The organism is Gillisella vitis, from assembly GCF_001541345.2.
GTDB classification, from domain to species: Bacteria; Pseudomonadota; Alphaproteobacteria; order Rhizobiales; family Rhizobiaceae; genus Allorhizobium; species Allorhizobium vitis.
Genome location: NZ_LMVL02000005.1, coordinates 215,763 through 232,083, shown reverse-complemented (window position 1 = coordinate 232,083; position 16,321 = coordinate 215,763). Strand labels below are relative to the sequence as shown.

Here is a 16,321-nt window from a genome sequence, read left to right as displayed (position 1 = left end):
CCTTCGACGGATGAACAGCCATGAGCGCACCCCGTACCCTCTACGACAAGATTTTCGATGACCATCTGGTGGATCGCCAGGATGACGGCACCTGTCTTCTCTATATCGACCGCCACCTCGTGCATGAGGTAACGAGCCCGCAGGCCTTTGAAGGTCTGCGCATGGCTGGCCGCAAGGTGCATGCACCAACCCGCACACTGGCCGTCGTTGACCATAACGTACCGACCACGCCGGATCGGGCCGAGGGCATCAAGAACGAGGAAAGCCGCATCCAGGTCGAGGCGCTGGCCAAGAATGCCGCTGACTTCGGCGTCGAATATTATTCTGAAAAAGACAAGCGCCAGGGCATCGTGCATATCGTCGGCCCTGAACAGGGCTTTACCCTGCCCGGCATGACCATTGTCTGCGGCGACAGCCATACCTCGACCCACGGTGCCTTTGGTGCCTTGGCGCATGGTATCGGCACGTCGGAAGTGGAACATGTTCTGGCCACCCAGACCTTGATCCAGAAGAAGGCCAAGAACATGCTGGTGCGTGTCGATGGCAAGCTGCCGGCTGGCGTCACTGCCAAGGACATCATTCTCGCCATCATCGGTGAAATCGGCACAGCTGGCGGCACCGGCCACGTCATCGAATTTGCCGGTGAAGCCATTCAGGCCCTGTCGATGGAAGGCCGCATGACCGTCTGCAACATGACGATCGAAGGCGGCGCCCGTGCTGGCCTGATTGCGCCTGATGAAAAGACCTTCGAATATATCAAGGGCAAGCCCCGCGCGCCGAAGGGTGAAGAGCTGGACATGGCGCTTCAATACTGGAAGACGCTGCATACCGATGAAGGTGCCCATTTCGACCGCACCGTCGTGCTGGATGCCGCCAACCTGCCGCCCATCGTCTCCTGGGGCTCTTCGCCGGAAGATGTGATTTCGGTTCAGGGCACCGTGCCGAACCCGGACGATATCGCTGATGAAAACAAGCGGACATCGAAGTGGAGGGCGCTCGACTATATGGGCCTGAAGCCCGGCACCAAGATCACCGATATCGCCATCGACCGGGTGTTTATCGGTTCCTGCACCAATGGCCGCATCGAAGACCTGCGCGCCGCAGCCGCCGTGCTGAAGGATCGCAAAGTGGCATCGACGGTTTCTGCCATGGTGGTTCCGGGGTCTGGCCTCGTCAAGGAACAGGCGGAAGCCGAAGGTCTCGACAAGATCTTCCTCGATGCCGGTTGCGAATGGCGTGAGCCGGGCTGTTCCATGTGCCTGGCGATGAACGACGACCGCCTGAAGCCGGAAGAACGCTGCGCCTCGACCTCGAACCGCAATTTCGAAGGCCGCCAGGGCTACAAGGGCCGCACTCACCTCGTTTCCCCCGCCATGGCCGCTGCCGCTGCCATTGCCGGCCATTTCGTCGATATCCGCGAGTGGAAGTGAGATAGTCTCGAACTCTTCATCAGAAAGGCGGCTCTTGAGCCGCCTTTCTTGTTTCTAGAGCATGTCAGCGCTTCAACGAAGCGCTGACATGCTCTAGGCCTTTGCTCTTACGCATTTCCGGACGTAAAACCGCTTCACACTTTTCCTGGAAATGCTTTAGTCAATGATTCACGTGAAATCAGAAGCTCGCCGTCATCGGATCGGGTCCAATGCGGGTCGATGAGCTGTCGAGCGCAGCGATCTCAGTCATATCCTCAGGATCGAGGCTGAAATCGAACACCTTGAAATTCTCTTCGATGCGCGAGGGCGTAACGGATTTCGGGATCACCACCAGCCCGCTTTCGATATGCCAGCGGATGATGATCTGGGCCGCCGTGCGGCCATGCTTGGCCGCGATTTTGCCGATCACCGGATTGTCCAACAGCTTACCCTGGCCAAGTGGGCTCCAGGACTGGGTGATGATACCGTGGGCCTGGTGGAATTCGCGGGCTTGTTTCTGCTGGAAATCCGGATGCAGTTCGATCTGGTTGATGACAGGCACCACGCCGGTTTCATCGATGATCGTCTTCAGATGCTCCGGATAGAAATTCGACACGCCGATAGAGCGCGCCCGGCCCTCCTCCTTCAATTGGATAAAGGCCTTCCAGGTCTCGACAAACAGGCCGCGATGCGGTGATGGCCAGTGGATCAGGTAGAGATCGACATAATCGGTGCCGAGCCGTTTCAGGCTGGCGTCGAAAGCTTTGAGGGTATTGTCGAAGCCCTGCTCATTGTTCCACAGCTTGGTGGTCAGGAAAATATCGCCACGGTCGATGCCGGAAGAGCGGATGCCTTCGCCGACACCCTCCTCGTTTTCATAGACGGCAGCCGTATCGATATGGCGATAACCTGATGACAGCGCGGACCGCACCGCAGGTGCCGCTTCGCTATTGGGTGTTTGCCAGACGCCGAGACCCACCTGCGGGATGCTTTTGCCGTCGGAAAAGGAAATGTAGGATTGATCTGCCACGTAAGGGTCTCCCATTCGAGATCGAGGTTTAAGATCGGGCAAGAACCGCGACGACCTTTAGAAGGCGCATTCCATGATGCCGGGTCTATAGATAGGCATGGGCAATGTGTTTCCCACCCCGGCAGCCCGGTGTTTGTATCAGGGAGGTATGTCTTCACAAAACCGTGACAATGGTGGCCTGTGAAACAACCGCCAGCAGGCGACGCATGTCGGCGGGGCTGATCGCCACGCAGCCCTCCGTGGGGGCATAATCAGGCCGGGCAATATGGAAAAAGATTGCAGACCCGCTGCCTTGTTTGCGCCGGGTAAAATTCCAGTCCATCACCAGGCAGATATCATAGAGCCGGTCCTGGCGCTGCAACCGCTCATGTCTGGGGGTGAAAGGCGCCTTGACCGGACGGTTATAGGCCGGATGGCTCGGCGCATCGCACCACAGCATGTCAGCACGAATCGACCTCAAGGGCAGGCGCGAGCGTATGGCCTCACGAGACTCCGCCCGAAAGTAGCCGTAAAGCAACCGCATCGATGCCCGTGGGGTTGCGCCATCGCCCTCGCGCTTGAAGGCCGTGATGCCCGACCGTCCGATGGCGGCAGGAAACCGCAGCGGTCCGGCCTGAACGATGGCCTGGCTCTTGCAACCGGGCTTGCGGCGCACCACAATACTGCGAAGACCTTGGCGCGGTTGAGCCCCGGCTCTGGAAACTGGGTTTGGCATTTCGCTCACGGAGTTTTGCTTTGTCGAACACTTTTCTTGTAGAGTGAGTTGGCTAGATAAGACAATGATTTCAAGAACAGTGCAATCTGGCCTGTTCACTGCTTGGGAGTATATCAGGTATGGCTGCTCGGACGATCCTTCTGGTCGATGACGACGATGACCTGCGCGAAACGCTGGTGGAACAACTTTCCCTTTACGAGGAATTTTCGATCCAGCAGGAATCCAACGCCACCAAGGGCGTGCAGGCGGCCCGCAATGGCCAAGTGGACCTGATGATCATGGATGTCGGCCTGCCGGACATGGATGGCCGCGAAGCCGTGAAACTGCTGCGCAAGGGCGGCTTCAAGGCCCCTGTCATCATGCTGACCGGCCACGACACCGATTCCGACACCATTCTGGGGCTTGAGGCCGGTGCGAATGACTATGTCACCAAGCCATTCCGCTTTGCGGTTCTGCTGGCCCGCATCCGTGCGCAGTTGCGCCAGCACGAGCAGAGCGAGGATGCCACGTTTACCGTCGGTCCCTATCTGTTCAAGCCAAGCCAGAAGCTGCTGACCACCGAGGACGGCAAGAAAATCCGCCTGACGGAAAAGGAAGCGGCCATCATCCGCTATCTCTACCGCGCCGGGCAGAAAGTCGTCACCCGCGACGTGCTGCTGGAAGAAGTCTGGGGATACAACTCCGGCGTCACCACCCATACGCTGGAAACCCATGTCTATCGCCTGCGCCAGAAGATAGAACGGGACCCGTCCAATGCCGAAATTCTGGTCACCGAAAACGGCGGTTACAAGATTATTCCCTAAACGGACATTAAACGGACCCTGAACCGGAGCATTCTTGATGGCGCTGAGCGATGACATGCAACTGCTCTCATCCCTGGCGCTGTTTCAGGGCCTGGAGCCGGACCAATTACGGCTGATCGCCTTTGGTGCCGAACACAGGCCCATCGGCCAGGGCCAGCCGCTGTTTCGGGAACACTCTCCGGCTGAATGCGCCTATGTGGTGGTGCGCGGCCGGTTCGAGCTTTCCAACACAGGCCGCGATGGCAAGCCGCAAGTCGCCGCCGTGGCCGGTCCTGGCACCATGCTATCGGAACTGGCGCTGGCGACTATGGTGGAGCGCAAATACACCGCCATCGCGCTTGAGGATTCCGAAGTGCTGCGTATTCCCCGCCCGCTGTTCCACCGGCTGCTGGAGGAATATCCGCAGCTCGGCCTGATCATGCAGGAGCGCATCCGGCAAAACCTCATGGCACTGGCGACCGGTGCAAAGGGCATGGAAGAGCGTTTTCGGTAACACGCCAGGATTACTCCAAAGGCCCTTGACGCGATTATAACGTATTGCGCCACATATGGCGCTGTAGCCGATTTATATCTACTGCATAGTCGCTTCAAGGGTATGAAACCTCGGCATATTTGCCTTTCTCCGTTACAAGTCAAACTTAGCAGTAACAGGCACGTGGTCGGACGGCTTTTCCCAGCCGCGCGCTTCGCGCAAGATCTCGATGGTTTTCAGCGACGGTAACAGATCCGGCGATGACCAGATATGGTCGAGACGGCGGCCCTTGTCGGCGGCGTCCCAGTCCTTGGCCCGGTAGCTCCACCACGTATAGAGTTTTTGCGATGGATCGACCAGTTCCCGCATCAGGTCCACCCAGCCGCCGCGATCGATCACGTCGAGCAGGCCTGTGGTTTCCACCGGCGTGTGACTGACAATTTTCAGCAGTGCTTTATGGGACCAGACATCGTGCTCTAGCGGTGCGATGTTGAGATCGCCAACCAGAATGGCGGAGGTTTCCGGCTCGGCAGTGGCAGACAGCGCCTTCATTTCCTCGACGAAATCCAGCTTGTGGCCGAATTTCGGATTGATGTCCCGGTTAGGCTCATCACCACCGGCCGGCACATAGAAATTATGCAGGCGAATACGCCTCCCGTTCCACTCGAAAATCGCCGAGATGTGACGGCTGTCGCCCACGCCGCAGAAATCCTGCCGGTGATCTTCGCTCAACGGAAATTTCGAAACAGTAGCAACGCCGTGATAGCCCTTCTGGCCATGCAGAATGGCATAGGGATAGCCCAGCGCCTGAAAAGCCTCCAACGGAAACTCATGGTTCTGGCATTTGATTTCCTGAAGGCAGAGAATATCCGGCTGACGCAGTTTCAGAAAATGCTCGACGATCGGCATGCGCAGCCGCACCGAATTGATATTCCAGGTGGTCAGGGAAAAAGTCATGACGAGATCCTTCAGCGCCGAACAGATCCGGCATTGCTCATCCCTTTATGCAAACTCGTAGAATTTTGACAGTCAAAAGGCCCGAAATCTTCAGATTTCGAGCCTCAATCCGTTAGAGATCGTTCAACCGCCGCTCAGCCGCGATTGCGGATATCGTCATAGGGAACTTCGAAGACTTTTTCATCGAAATTGACGCCCTGCTGGACGTTGAAGATCATCACCGACGTGTCCTTGCCCTGCGCATCGGTCACCGTCCATTGCCGCAGCTCGAAGGTCTTTGGATCAAACATCAGGGTAATGGTCTGGTCGCCGAAGATCGACTTGTCGCCCAGCACGATGGTCGTCAGATCCTGCTCTTCCTTGACCTGCCGCACCATCTGGTGGCCAAGGTCGATGCGGTCGGACAGAAGCAGGCTCAGCGGCGTCTTCGACAGCGGATAAACATCCCAGGTCTTCATTTTCAGGTTGCCGATTGCCACGTTACGACCATCGGAAATCACCCGCATCGGTGACGGCTGCTCATAGTTGAAGCGCAGTTTGCCCGGACGCTCTATGTAGAATTTTCCGGCTGTCTGTTCACCGCGTGGGCCAAACTGCACGAATTCGCCCATCATGGTTTTCACCGAGGCAAAATGATCCGCGATCCTTTGGGCGGCGCTGGCCTGGGCCTGAGCGTATGCGGGTGACACTGTGGCGCCGGTGGCCACAACAGCAATCCCAGCAGCCGCCAGGCCAATAAATCCCCGACGGCCAATCATCCCTGCCATGCCTGCCGGGGCAAACGTCTTCTTTTGCATTCTTTTCTCCTTTTGCCCCTGTTCCATAAGGCGCAAACCGGGCGCCATGGTGACCACACCGGATCGTGAACGTCGAAACGTCTTTCGACGCCTGGACGTTCCACACCAGCCTGTTGCCGTCACCGCTCGATGTCAGCTTCCGTCGGAACGAGGATTTCGCGTTTGCCCGCATGGTTGGCCGGGCCGATAATGCCTTCCTGCTCCATGCGCTCAATCAGCGATGCGGCTCGGTTATAGCCGATGCCCAGCCGACGTTGAACATAGGAGGTCGAGGCTTTTCCATCCCGAAGCACGACGGCGACGGCCTGGTCATAGGGATCGTCCGATTCGGCCAGATTGCCGGTTCCTGCCGGTCCGCCGCCTTCGTCGTCGTCCTCATCGATGGTCACCGCATCAAGATAATCCGGCGCGCCCTGGGTTTTCAGATAGGCAACGATGTCTTCCACCTCATTATCCGAGACGAAAGGTCCGTGAACACGCTGGATGCGTCCGCCGCCAGCCATGTAGAGCATATCGCCCATGCCCAGCAGTTGTTCGGCACCTTGCTCGCCCAGAATGGTGCGGCTGTCGATCTTCGAGGTGACCTGGAAGGAAATACGGGTCGGGAAGTTCGCCTTGATGGTGCCGGTGATCACGTCCACGGATGGACGCTGCGTTGCCATGATGACGTGGATACCCGCCGCGCGCGCCATCTGCGCCAGGCGCTGCACCGCGCCTTCGATATCCTTGCCCGCCACCATCATCAGGTCGGCCATCTCGTCGATGATCACAACGATATAGGGCATCGGCTGCAAATCAAAGGTTTCGGTCTCGTACATGGCCTCGCCGGTCTGCCGGTCGAAGCCGGTCTGCACGGTGCGGGTCAGCACTTCGCCTTTCTCAATCGCCTGCTCGACGCGGCTATTGAACCCGTCGATGTTGCGCACGCCGATCTTCGACATCTTCTTGTAGCGCTCTTCCATCTCGCGCACCGTCCATTTCAAGGCGACGACAGCCTTTTTCGGATCGGTGACAACAGGCGAGAGCAGATGCGGAATGCCATCATAGATCGACAATTCCAGCATTTTCGGATCGATCATGATCAACCGGCATTTTTCCGGCGGCAGGCGGTAGACCAGCGACAGGATCATGGTGTTGATCGCCACCGACTTGCCCGACCCCGTCGTACCAGCCACCAACAGATGCGGCATCTTGGCGAGGTCGGCGATCACAGGTTCACCGCCAATGGTCTTGCCCAGCGCCATCGGCAGCTTGGCTGTCGAGCCGTTGAAGTCGCGGCTGCCGATCATTTCCCGCAGATACACGGTTTCGCGAGTGCGGTTCGGCAATTCGATGCCAATGGCGTTGCGGCCCGGCACGACGGCAACACGGGCGGCAATGGCGCTCATCGAGCGGGCAATATCATCGGCAAGACCGATAACGCGGGATGATTTGATTCCTGGCGCTGGCTCAAGCTCATACAGTGTGACGACCGGGCCGGGACGCACTTCGATAATGTCACCTTTGACGCCGAAATCCTCCAGCACACCTTCCAGCGTCCGGGCATTGTGTTCAAGCTGATCGGCGGACAGGCTAGCATCCTTGGCAACCGCACGCGGCTCGGCCAGAAGTTGAACCGACGGCAGTTGAAAGCCGCGCGCCCCTCTGGGACCAGACACCGGAGCCGGGCGCGGACGCTCTGCGGCAGGGGCAACACGGCGGGCAGAAGGCTTTGCAGCACGGTCCTCGTCTTCATCGTCGAATAGGATGTCATCAGCCGAGCGACCACGGGTGCGCAGGTCAAAGGGTGGCTCGTCATGCGCGTCCTCCGGCGACACCGGCGGCGGCGCGATACGGCGACGGCCCGCACTCCGCTCACCCGGCTCAAAGGATGGATCGGCGCGGTGGTCTGGACGTCCAGCCTGAACCGGCACAACCTCATCATCATTGAAGTCGTAGGGCTGGTCGAAATCCGACCGCTCGCGCCTTTTTGGCTTCAGACCGGCGAGACGCCGCATCCGGGCCTGACCGGTATACCAGACATGGGCGAGCGCACCGGCAGCCAGCGCGAAAGGCCCTGTACGATCGTCATCGTCTTCATCCTCATCGACGATAGGCACGGCCTTGCTCTTGCGAGACCCCGCCTGTGCGCTTGCACGGGCAGCCAGAATTTCCGCTTCGAAATCGTCCTCTTCATTGCCGATGATACCGGCAGCAAACAACATCAACCACAGCATCGGGGCGATGAAAATCACGCCCAGCACCATGGCAAACGTTCCAGTTGGGTAGGCTCCGACAAACAATGCAGGAAAACGCAGGATCATGTCGCCGATCACCCCACCGATGCCGTTGGGAATGGGCCAGGTTCCCGGCGGCGGAAAACAGCCGAACACGGCAGCGCCCGCAACCGCCCCGGTGCCCCAGGCGGCAAGCCGACGTGGCAGGCGTGTGATCTTACGGCCGGAGATCAGCGAAAGCGACCAGGCCAGCACAGGCAGCAGCGCCGCGACCGAGGCGAGCCCGAAAAACTGCATGGAGAGATCGGCGAACACAGCGCCGGGATAACCGAGAATATTGGTGGGCGCCCGGCTGGTCGCATAGGAAAAACTCGGATCGGCCACATTCCAGGTCGCCAGCGCGGCAATAGCCGCCACCAACCCGAGAAACAGCGCAAAACCAAGCAGAGCCAGGAATTGCCGCATGATGAAACCCATCACGATCATCCGAGGCGACCGCTCTTCCAATACTGCCAGCGTGCTTCTGCTCATAGGTGTTCGCCTGCCAGTGCAATGTCAACAAATTTGGAAACCGGATGCGCCGGGCAGGACCCGAACCGGCTTGCGAATAATGAGATTACCAGAATACGGGTTAACGCTCCTTTAACCATGGATGACCCGTCCGGTCGAAAGCCCGTCTCGCCAAAGTGGCTCAACCAGTTTTTCCCTATCAGGGTATATAGAGCGCGATTTTCCAGAATCAAAAAACCCGGGCACGAGGCCCGGGTTGGTTTTCTTTTAACGAAGCTGCTTGATCGGCCCCCGAAATCGGGAGCAACAGGGATTAAGAGTGATAGGCAGCTTCACCGTGAGAGGCGAGGTCGAGACCTTCGCGCTCGGCTTCAACTGGCACACGCAGACCAACGATGACATCGACGATCTTGTAGAGGATCGCAGAGCCGATACCGGTCCACAGGACCGTGATGACCACGGCCTGAAGCTGTACCATAACCTGGCCGCCCATCGTCTGTTCGCCGACATAACCGACGCCACCCAGCGAAGCGCTGGCGAAAATGCCGGTGGAAATAGCGCCGAACATGCCGCCAATGCCATGCACGCCGAACACGTCAGCCGTGTCGTCATAGCCGAACTTGTTCTTCACGACAGAGACGAAGAAGTAGCAGAGCGGCGAAACGATCACACCCATGACGATTGCGCCCATCGGGCCGACGATACCGGCGGCAGGCGTGATGGCAACGAGGCCAGCAATCATACCGGAGGCAGCGCCCAGCATCGAGGCCTTGCCGCGGGTGAAGGATTCAACCACGCACCAAGACAGGATAGCCGCAGCCGTGGCAATGAAGGTGTTGACGGTGGCGAGCATCGCACCGCCGGAGGCTTCGAGGTTGGACCCGGCGTTGAAGCCGAACCAGCCGACCCAGAGCATGGCGGCACCGACATAGGTAAGCGTCATGGAATGCGGGGCCATCATGTCCTTGCCATAGCCTGTGCGCTTGCCGACCAGGATCGCGCCAATCAAACCGGCAACACCGGCATTGATGTGAACGACCGTGCCGCCAGCAAAATCAAGGGCGCCGAGACCGAAGAGATAGCCCTTGGCATCCCAGACCATATGGGCGACCGGGAAATAGACGAAGGTAACCCAAAGCAGGCAGAACAGGATCGCAGCCGAGAACTTGATGCGTTCCGCGAAGGCGCCGATGATCAGGGCCGGCGTGATGGCCGCGAAGGTCATCTGGAACAGCATGAAGATATATTCAGGAATGACGACGCCCTTGCTGAAGGTAGCAGCAGTTGTCGTGGTGTCGACGCCAGCCAGGAACATCTTGGCAAAGCCACCGAAGAACGGGCTCTCGCCGCCGCCGAAGGCGAAGGAATAGCCATAGATAACCCAGACGATCATCACCATGGCGGCAATGACCGTGCACTGCATCAGCACGGACAGCATGTTCTTGGCGCGCACCAGGCCGCCGTAGAACAGGCCAAGGCCGGGAACGGCCATGAACAGAACCAGGATGGTGGACAGGAACATGAAGGCGGTATCGCCCTTATCGGGAACCGGAGCAGCCGCTGCGGCAACAGCTGGCGCTGCATCCTGCGCAAAGGCGATCGCTGGCGCCATCAAGGCCGCCGATGCAGCCCCGAGGCGCAAGGCTTGAGATTTGAATGTGGAAAACGACATCTATATGAACTCCCCTTGACGGCCGGTCTTACAAGGCTTCGGTATTGGTTTCACCGGTGCGGATACGCACCGCCTGATCGATCCCATAGACGAAAATCTTTCCATCGCCGATCTGACCGGTCTTGGCAGCAGAGGCGATTGCTTCCACTGCCTTGTCGGCGACATCCGTCGCTACGGCGACCTCGATCTTCAGCTTGGGCAGGAAGCTCACGGCATATTCCGTGCCGCGATAGATTTCCGTGTGCCCCTTCTGCCGCCCATATCCCTTGACCTCCGTGACGGTCAGGCCTTGGATACCGACAGCCGTCAGTGCTTCGCGCACTTCGTCCAGCTTGAACGGCTTGATAATGGCCATCACAATCTTCATCTGGTTTCCCATCCTCTGGTTTATCCTCGGCGAAAAACGCCGTCTCTCCTCGACGCCGACCTACGACAGGGGGCAGCGACTATCATCCTACATTCAAACCGTGTGCCAAGTTTCAGGAGGAAGTTAAGCTATTGAAATACAATAGTTATAATGGAGAGCGCCAAAAAAAAGGCACAGGAATGGGCGAAAACATGGTTTTTTTTGTGCAAATTCAAAAAATCGCACAAAATTTAATCATTTGCCTTTTTCCGAATCAAGCCCTCCTGGGCAACGGAAACAACCAGCTGACCTGTCCGCGTATAAATTGAGCCTCTGGTCATTCCCCGGCCACCCGACGCGCTGGGGCTGTCCTGGGAATAGAGCAGCCAGTCATCGAGCTTGTCGGGCTGGTGGAACCACATCGCATGGTCAAGGCTGGCGGCCTGGATGCGCTGGTCGAAAACGGAAACACCGTGAGCATAGAGTGCGACATCCAGAAGCGTCATGTCGGAGAGATAGGCCAGCACGGCTGCCTGCAGGCGGCGGTCATCCGGCACCGTACCGGTCATCCGCACCCAGATATCAGCCTTCGGTTCCAGCTTGTCCTTTGTCAGATAATGCAGGAAGGAGGTGGGGCGAAATTCCACCGGCCGCTCCCTTGCCCAATAGGCCCGGATATGGGCGGGCGCTTGCGACAAAAACATTTCGCGAAATTCCCGCTCCCCCATCAACCCTTCCGGCGGCGTCACATTGGGCATGACGAGCTGGTGGGAAAAGCCCTCTTCTTCTTGCTGGAAAGAGGCCGACATCGAAAAGATCATCTGGCCGTGCTGGATGGCAACGACCCGGCGGGTCGAAAAACTGGCACCGTCACGGGTTCGCTCGACCTGATAAAGAATTGGCACAGCGGGATCGCCGGGACGCAGGAAATAGGCATGCAGGGAGTGAACATACCGCTCACCGTCGACACAGCGCTGCGCTGCCATCAACGCCTGGGCGATGACCTGGCCGCCGAACACTCGTTGCCAACCGACCTGCGGGCTGGTGCCTCGGAACAAATTGACTTCCAATGCCTCCAGGTTCAGCGTTTCGATCAGTTTTTCCATCGGTGTAGCGGAATTTTCTGTCTGCGGCATTTTGGAAAAGCTCCGGCGGTAGGAAGTCGGGTCCAACTGATCTATATAAGACCAGAAGCACGATACAAGCTGTAAGGGAGTAGATGATGGCGGATCTGGTTGTAGTCGGAGGCGGATATGTCGGTCTCTCGGCGGCGCTCGCCGTCAAGCGCGCCGCGCCGCATCTGGACGTGACGGTAATCGAAGCAGCCCCCGAAGGCCAGTGGCGCAAGGACCCCCGGGCCTCGGCGGTGATTGCGGCGGCCACCAAAATGCTGGAGGTTTTCGGTGTCTGGAGCGCCATCGAACCGCAGTCCCAGCCGATCAACCGGATGATCGTGACCGATTCGCGCACCAGCGATCCGGTCCGGCCCGTCTACCTGACCTTTGACGGCGAAGTCGAGGAAGGCAAGCCTTTCGCCTATATGGTGCCCAATGTCGCCATGGTCGGTGCGCTTCTTGACGCTGCCGGTGAGGCCGGAATTTCCATCCGCCATGGCGTGAAAGCCGCAGGCTTTTCCGTGACCGGCCATAAAGCCGAAGTCGCGCTTTCCGATGGCACAACCCTTGGCTGCCGCTTAGTTGTCGCCTGTGACGGCGTGCGCTCGCGCATCAGGGACATGGCGGGGATCAAGACCGTCACCTGGGCCTATGGCCAGTCCGGGATTGTCACCACGGTCGAACATGAGCGTCCGCATGGAGGCGTGGCAGAGGAACATTTCCTGCCTGCCGGACCCTTCGCCATCCTGCCCTTGACCGGCAATCGCTCGTCGCTGGTTTGGACCGAGCGTAGCGAGGATGCCGACCGTCTGGTCGCCGAAGACGACCTGATGTTCGAAACCGAACTGGAGCGCCGTTTCGGCCACAAGCTTGGCGCTATCCGCGCCACCGGTGACCGCCGGGCCTTTCCGCTGGGACTGACGCTGGCCCGCTCTTTCATCGGGCCACGACTGGCGCTGGCAGGCGATGCGGCGCATGGTATACATCCGATTTCCGGTCAGGGCCTCAATCTTGGCTTCAAGGATGTGGCGGCGCTGGCGGAAACAATCGTCGATGCCGATCGCCTCGGCCTTGATATCGGCGACCTCACGGTTCTGGAACGCTACCAGACCTGGCGGCGCTTCGACACCTTCCGCATGGGCGTTACCACCGACGTGCTGAACCGGCTGTTTTCCAACGATATTACCCCGGTCAGAATCGCCCGGGATTTCGGGCTGGGTCTGGTGGAGCGGCTGCCGAAACTGAAAAGCTATTTCATTTCCGAGGCAGCAGGAACAGCGGTGAAGGGCGGCCCGAAACTTCTGACCGGTCAGTCGATCTGACAAAATGTCCGGCAGGCGATTTGGCGGGGCCAATGAATGGCCCTAACCAGCGCCTTCAGTCTTCAATCTTGCGGGCTTCCGAGACCAGCATGATCGGAATGCCATCGCGAATAGGATAGGCAAGCCTTGCCTTTTCCGAGACCAGCTCGTTGTTTTCCCGGTTAAGGGTCAAGCGGCCATTGGTCAGCGGGCAGACCAGCAATTCCAGCATTTTCGGATCGACACCGTTCATCCGCTGATCCATGGCTGCGCTCCTTCATTGTCTGCCCATTCACCGTTACTGTAAAACCGGCTCCACATCACCGAAACCGCGTGCCAGATAGATTTCGGTAATGGCAATCAGCGTTTCTGTGCGGCTATGCAGATCGGTGGCCTCCAGCAAGGCCTGTTTTTCAGCAGGCGTAAAAGGCGACATCATCGACAAGGAATTGACAAGGGTCAGATTGCTGGCGCGCTGGACGCTCTCCCAATCCGCCTCCAGCTTGTTGGCATCGAGATAGGCCCGAAACACCGCGAGCAACCGCTCCCGATCCACGCTGTTTTCCTGGCCTTCAGCCGCCAGATCGGCCATGAACGGCGAAATTCGCACCGTGCGGAATGGATGGGTGGTTTTCAGCTCTTCACTCAGCCGGAAACGGCAGATTCCACCCAGCGACAGAATATAGCGGCCATCGCCCGTCTCGGCGAAAGAGGTAATCCGACCGATACATCCCATGCTGCACAGGGCCGGAATGCCGGTGGCGATCTCATAGGGCTCAGTCAATGCCGGCTGAATCATGCCAATCAGCCGATTGCTGCGCAGCGCGGCATCGAACATTTCCAGATAGCGCGGCTCGAATATATTCAGTGGCAATTGCCCACCGGGCAGCAGAAGAGCTCCTGCCAGCGGAAAAACCGGCAATGTCTCCGGAAAATCAGCCGCCGTCAGATATCGCGCATTGCCGACCTGCATTCCAACCTCCTGAAAGAGCACCGAGCCAATGCCCTGTCGCTCTTTAATTCCTTATAATGTGGCATGCGCCCGGCAAATCTCAAGATGCGCCTGCCACAGAACACAACTTCCGCCGCTCTGAACGTATAGGGATCGGCCCTTGAACAGGGCTCCTCCTATTCTCTGCCTTCAAGCCCGTTACGAAAACAGGATCGAAGACAGCTTGCGCCGAGCCTGAATGGTGGCGGGATCCTTCGGGCCCCAGACCTCGAAAAATTCAACCAGTTGGCGGCGGGCGCCATCGTCGTCGAAGGTCCGGTCTTTTTTCATGATCAGCAGTAGATGATCGGCTGCGTCTTCACGCTTGCCCTCGACATTGCGGATCTTGGCAAGCTTCAGCCGTGCCTCGTGATCGTCAGGATTAAGGGACAGTTGCTGTTCCAACGCCACCGGATCACCCAGCTTGCGGGCCTCTTCGATTTGCTCCAGCTTTTTGGCTACGGCCTGGATTTCTGCGGCTTTCGCCAATTCTTCGGGCAGGCCATCGACAATCTGGCGCACCCGTTCATGCTGGTTGAGGGCAAGCATGCATTCGGCAATACCGGCAACCGCCTTGGCATTTTCCGGATCGGCCTGCATGACCGCTGCATAAAGCTGGGCCGAACCGTCAAAATCGCCGCCGTCGTAAAGCCCCTTGGCTTCTTCCAGCACAGCCTCGATTTCCGCCGCCTGATCGGCACCGCCGTCTGGTCCGCCTAGCTTGTCGATGAACTGCTTGACCTGACTTTCCGGCAGCGCGCCCATGAAGCCATCGGCAGGACGGCCATCGACAAAGGCGACAACCGCAGGGATGGACTGGATACCAAGCTGACCGGCAATGGCCGGATGCTCGTCGATATTCATCTTGACCAGCTTGACCTTGCCCTTGGCCTCATTGACTGCCTTTTCGATGATCGGCGTCAACTGGCGGCAAGGGCCACACCAGGGCGCCCAGAAATCCACCAGGACCGGCTGGCGGCGGGATTCTTCCAGCACATCCTTGGCAAAGCCCTGAGTGGTCGTATCCTTGATCAGACCACCAGCGGGCGTCGCTCCTGCAGACGCTGGTGCTGCCGCAGCAGGCGCCGTGCCGAATTGCGCATTCGCAGTCATCTGCCCGCCATAGGAGCCGCCGTATGGATTACCAGAATTGCTCATCACCATCTCCCGCCTGTTCATGACAGCCCGGGCGTTTTGCAAACGCATTCCAGGTGCCGCCTTATTTCCACCGTCCGCAAGTTCCGTTTCATACCGCAACAGATATCGGGAACCATGTTGAAGCCTTGTCCCGGCCCCGTGATCTTTACAGGGTTTCTTGGATTTCAAGGAACCGTGTAAGCGTTTAAATCGTACCTCAGGCCGTGATTTTCAAGACGATTGCCTCATGTCCAGTCGCCATCAGAAAGCGCAGAAGGTCGTCCCGGCCAATCGAGGTTGTAGCGTCATTCGACAGCGGATGGCAATTGATGATCTCGTGCTGCATCAGGTCTGCATCCAGAACGAATGTCACCTTGTTGCCCGTGTCATTGATTGCCCCGAACGCCGTCACCGAGCCGGGGACGACACCCAGATATTCCATCAGCTTTTCCGGCTTGCCAAACGATACCTTGCTGGCCGCACCAATCAGCGTATGGACGGTCTTCAGATCGACAATGGCGTTTTCCTCGACCACCAGCAGGAAGAACTGATCCTTCTTGTCCTTGACGAACAAGTTCTTGGTATGGCCGCCAGGGATCTCATCGCGTAGGGATACCGATTCTGCCACGGTAAAGACTGGCGGATGTGAGACTGTCCGGTGCTCGATGCCGAGGCTATCGAGAAAGGCAAACAGGTCTGCGGGCGATTTCGGCACAATCTCTGTCATGATGGTCCTGCTTCAGAATATAGTCTCGGCGGCACCCTGCGGTTAAACGATATCAAGCGATCTCCTTCAACTGTTTTATGCGCCGATCGTCTACTCAAACAGTCCCTGACCAGCGCTCATTTC

General features: G+C 58.4%; 16 protein-coding genes. 4 read left to right on the top strand and 12 right to left on the bottom strand.

Annotated elements, in window-relative coordinates:
• Positions 1 to 20: 20 nt before the first annotated feature.
• Positions 21 to 1,430 carry a 3-isopropylmalate dehydratase large subunit gene (leuC, locus tag ASB66_RS18395; protein WP_060718725.1) on the top strand — a complete coding sequence of 470 codons (1,410 nt, stop codon included), beginning with the start codon at positions 21 to 23 and terminating at the stop codon, positions 1,428 to 1,430.
• Between the two features lie 178 nt (positions 1,431 to 1,608).
• Here leuC and ASB66_RS18390 read toward each other — a convergent pair whose 3' ends face one another.
• Together ASB66_RS18390 and ASB66_RS18385 are read right to left on the bottom strand one after the other, a co-directional pair.
• Entirely contained in the window at positions 1,609 to 2,439 is an 831-nt protein-coding gene (locus ASB66_RS18390) for an aldo/keto reductase (protein ID WP_060718726.1), read from the bottom strand.
• Between the two features lie 154 nt (positions 2,440 to 2,593).
• Entirely contained in the window at positions 2,594 to 3,154 is a 561-nt protein-coding gene (locus ASB66_RS18385) for a L,D-transpeptidase family protein (protein WP_060718727.1), read from the bottom strand.
• A 119-nt stretch (positions 3,155 to 3,273) separates the two neighbouring features.
• Between ASB66_RS18385 and ASB66_RS18380 the strand changes: the two genes are divergently transcribed.
• Both ASB66_RS18380 and ASB66_RS18375 read left to right on the top strand, forming a co-directional pair.
• A complete protein-coding gene (locus ASB66_RS18380) occupies positions 3,274 to 3,957 on the top strand; it encodes a response regulator transcription factor (protein WP_015917473.1) in 684 nt (227 codons plus the stop codon).
• Positions 3,958 to 3,994: 37 nt separating this feature from the next.
• Complete coding sequence (locus tag ASB66_RS18375) at positions 3,995 to 4,450, top strand: cyclic nucleotide-binding domain-containing protein (protein ID WP_060718728.1); 456 nt, start codon at positions 3,995 to 3,997, stop codon at positions 4,448 to 4,450.
• Positions 4,451 to 4,582: 132 nt separating this feature from the next.
• Here the strand turns inward: ASB66_RS18375 and ASB66_RS18370 are convergent, their stop codons facing one another.
• The 6 genes from ASB66_RS18370 to tesB all read right to left on the bottom strand — a co-directional run bounded on the left by ASB66_RS18370 (position 4,583) and on the right by tesB (position 12,063).
• Positions 4,583 to 5,386, bottom strand: a complete 804-nt coding sequence (locus tag ASB66_RS18370) for an exodeoxyribonuclease III (RefSeq protein WP_060718729.1) — start codon at positions 5,384 to 5,386, stop codon at positions 4,583 to 4,585.
• A 134-nt stretch (positions 5,387 to 5,520) separates the two neighbouring features.
• Positions 5,521 to 6,183, bottom strand: a complete 663-nt coding sequence (locus tag ASB66_RS18365; RefSeq protein ID WP_060718730.1) for an outer membrane lipoprotein carrier protein LolA — start codon at positions 6,181 to 6,183, stop codon at positions 5,521 to 5,523.
• Between the two features lie 119 nt (positions 6,184 to 6,302).
• Positions 6,303 to 8,930, bottom strand: a complete 2,628-nt coding sequence (locus ASB66_RS18360) for a DNA translocase FtsK (RefSeq protein WP_114386825.1) — start codon at positions 8,928 to 8,930, stop codon at positions 6,303 to 6,305.
• A 292-nt stretch (positions 8,931 to 9,222) separates the two neighbouring features.
• The gene (locus ASB66_RS18355) at positions 9,223 to 10,581 is read right to left on the bottom strand and encodes an ammonium transporter (protein WP_060718732.1); all 1,359 of its coding nucleotides are present in this window, start codon (positions 10,579 to 10,581) and stop codon (positions 9,223 to 9,225) included.
• Positions 10,582 to 10,609: 28 nt separating this feature from the next.
• Positions 10,610 to 10,960, bottom strand: coding sequence for a P-II family nitrogen regulator (locus tag ASB66_RS18350; protein WP_015917480.1), 351 nt, complete (start codon positions 10,958 to 10,960; stop codon positions 10,610 to 10,612).
• A 218-nt stretch (positions 10,961 to 11,178) separates the two neighbouring features.
• Positions 11,179 to 12,063, bottom strand: coding sequence for an acyl-CoA thioesterase II (tesB, locus tag ASB66_RS18345; RefSeq protein ID WP_060718733.1), 885 nt, complete (start codon positions 12,061 to 12,063; stop codon positions 11,179 to 11,181).
• A gap of 86 nt (positions 12,064 to 12,149) precedes the next feature.
• On the opposite strand from tesB, the gene ASB66_RS18340 reads away from it, so the two are divergent.
• A complete protein-coding gene (locus tag ASB66_RS18340) occupies positions 12,150 to 13,364 on the top strand; it encodes a ubiquinone biosynthesis hydroxylase (protein WP_060718900.1) in 1,215 nt (404 codons plus the stop codon).
• A 55-nt stretch (positions 13,365 to 13,419) separates the two neighbouring features.
• Here ASB66_RS18340 and ASB66_RS18335 read toward each other — a convergent pair whose 3' ends face one another.
• The 4 genes from ASB66_RS18335 to ASB66_RS18320 form a co-directional block, all read right to left on the bottom strand.
• On the bottom strand, positions 13,420 to 13,608 hold the full coding sequence (locus ASB66_RS18335; RefSeq protein WP_015917483.1) for a Trm112 family protein: 189 nt from the start codon (positions 13,606 to 13,608) through the stop codon (positions 13,420 to 13,422).
• A gap of 33 nt (positions 13,609 to 13,641) precedes the next feature.
• On the bottom strand, positions 13,642 to 14,316 hold the full coding sequence (locus ASB66_RS18330; protein ID WP_015917484.1) for an LON peptidase substrate-binding domain-containing protein: 675 nt from the start codon (positions 14,314 to 14,316) through the stop codon (positions 13,642 to 13,644).
• 177 nt (positions 14,317 to 14,493) lie between these two features.
• The gene (trxA, locus tag ASB66_RS18325; RefSeq protein ID WP_060718901.1) at positions 14,494 to 15,492 is read right to left on the bottom strand and encodes a thioredoxin; all 999 of its coding nucleotides are present in this window, start codon (positions 15,490 to 15,492) and stop codon (positions 14,494 to 14,496) included.
• A 196-nt stretch (positions 15,493 to 15,688) separates the two neighbouring features.
• Positions 15,689 to 16,198, bottom strand: coding sequence for a prolyl-tRNA synthetase associated domain-containing protein (locus ASB66_RS18320; protein WP_081089092.1), 510 nt, complete (start codon positions 16,196 to 16,198; stop codon positions 15,689 to 15,691).
• Positions 16,199 to 16,321: the final 123 nt, after the last annotated feature.

Excerpts from the sequence above, each read along its gene's own strand:
- leuC (WP_060718725.1), top strand. The coding sequence starts at position 21 with ATGAGCGCACCCCGTACCCTCTACGACAAGATTTTCGATGACCATCTG.
- ASB66_RS18385 (WP_060718727.1), bottom strand. The coding sequence starts at position 3,154 with ATGCCAAACCCAGTTTCCAGAGCCGGGGCTCAACCGCGCCAAGGTCTT.
- ASB66_RS18380 (WP_015917473.1), top strand. The coding sequence starts at position 3,274 with ATGGCTGCTCGGACGATCCTTCTGGTCGATGACGACGATGACCTGCGC.
- ASB66_RS18375 (WP_060718728.1), top strand. The coding sequence starts at position 3,995 with ATGGCGCTGAGCGATGACATGCAACTGCTCTCATCCCTGGCGCTGTTT.
- ASB66_RS18370 (WP_060718729.1), bottom strand. The coding sequence starts at position 5,386 with ATGACTTTTTCCCTGACCACCTGGAATATCAATTCGGTGCGGCTGCGC.
- ASB66_RS18365 (WP_060718730.1), bottom strand. The coding sequence starts at position 6,183 with ATGCAAAAGAAGACGTTTGCCCCGGCAGGCATGGCAGGGATGATTGGC.
- ASB66_RS18360 (WP_114386825.1), bottom strand. The coding sequence starts at position 8,930 with ATGAGCAGAAGCACGCTGGCAGTATTGGAAGAGCGGTCGCCTCGGATG.
- ASB66_RS18355 (WP_060718732.1), bottom strand. The coding sequence starts at position 10,581 with ATGTCGTTTTCCACATTCAAATCTCAAGCCTTGCGCCTCGGGGCTGCA.
- ASB66_RS18350 (WP_015917480.1), bottom strand. The coding sequence starts at position 10,960 with ATGGGAAACCAGATGAAGATTGTGATGGCCATTATCAAGCCGTTCAAG.
- tesB (WP_060718733.1), bottom strand. The coding sequence starts at position 12,063 with ATGCCGCAGACAGAAAATTCCGCTACACCGATGGAAAAACTGATCGAA.
- ASB66_RS18340 (WP_060718900.1), top strand. The coding sequence starts at position 12,150 with ATGGCGGATCTGGTTGTAGTCGGAGGCGGATATGTCGGTCTCTCGGCG.
- ASB66_RS18335 (WP_015917483.1), bottom strand. The coding sequence starts at position 13,608 with ATGGATCAGCGGATGAACGGTGTCGATCCGAAAATGCTGGAATTGCTG.
- ASB66_RS18330 (WP_015917484.1), bottom strand. The coding sequence starts at position 14,316 with ATGCAGGTCGGCAATGCGCGATATCTGACGGCGGCTGATTTTCCGGAG.
- trxA (WP_060718901.1), bottom strand. The coding sequence starts at position 15,492 with ATGAGCAATTCTGGTAATCCATACGGCGGCTCCTATGGCGGGCAGATG.
- ASB66_RS18320 (WP_081089092.1), bottom strand. The coding sequence starts at position 16,198 with ATGACAGAGATTGTGCCGAAATCGCCCGCAGACCTGTTTGCCTTTCTC.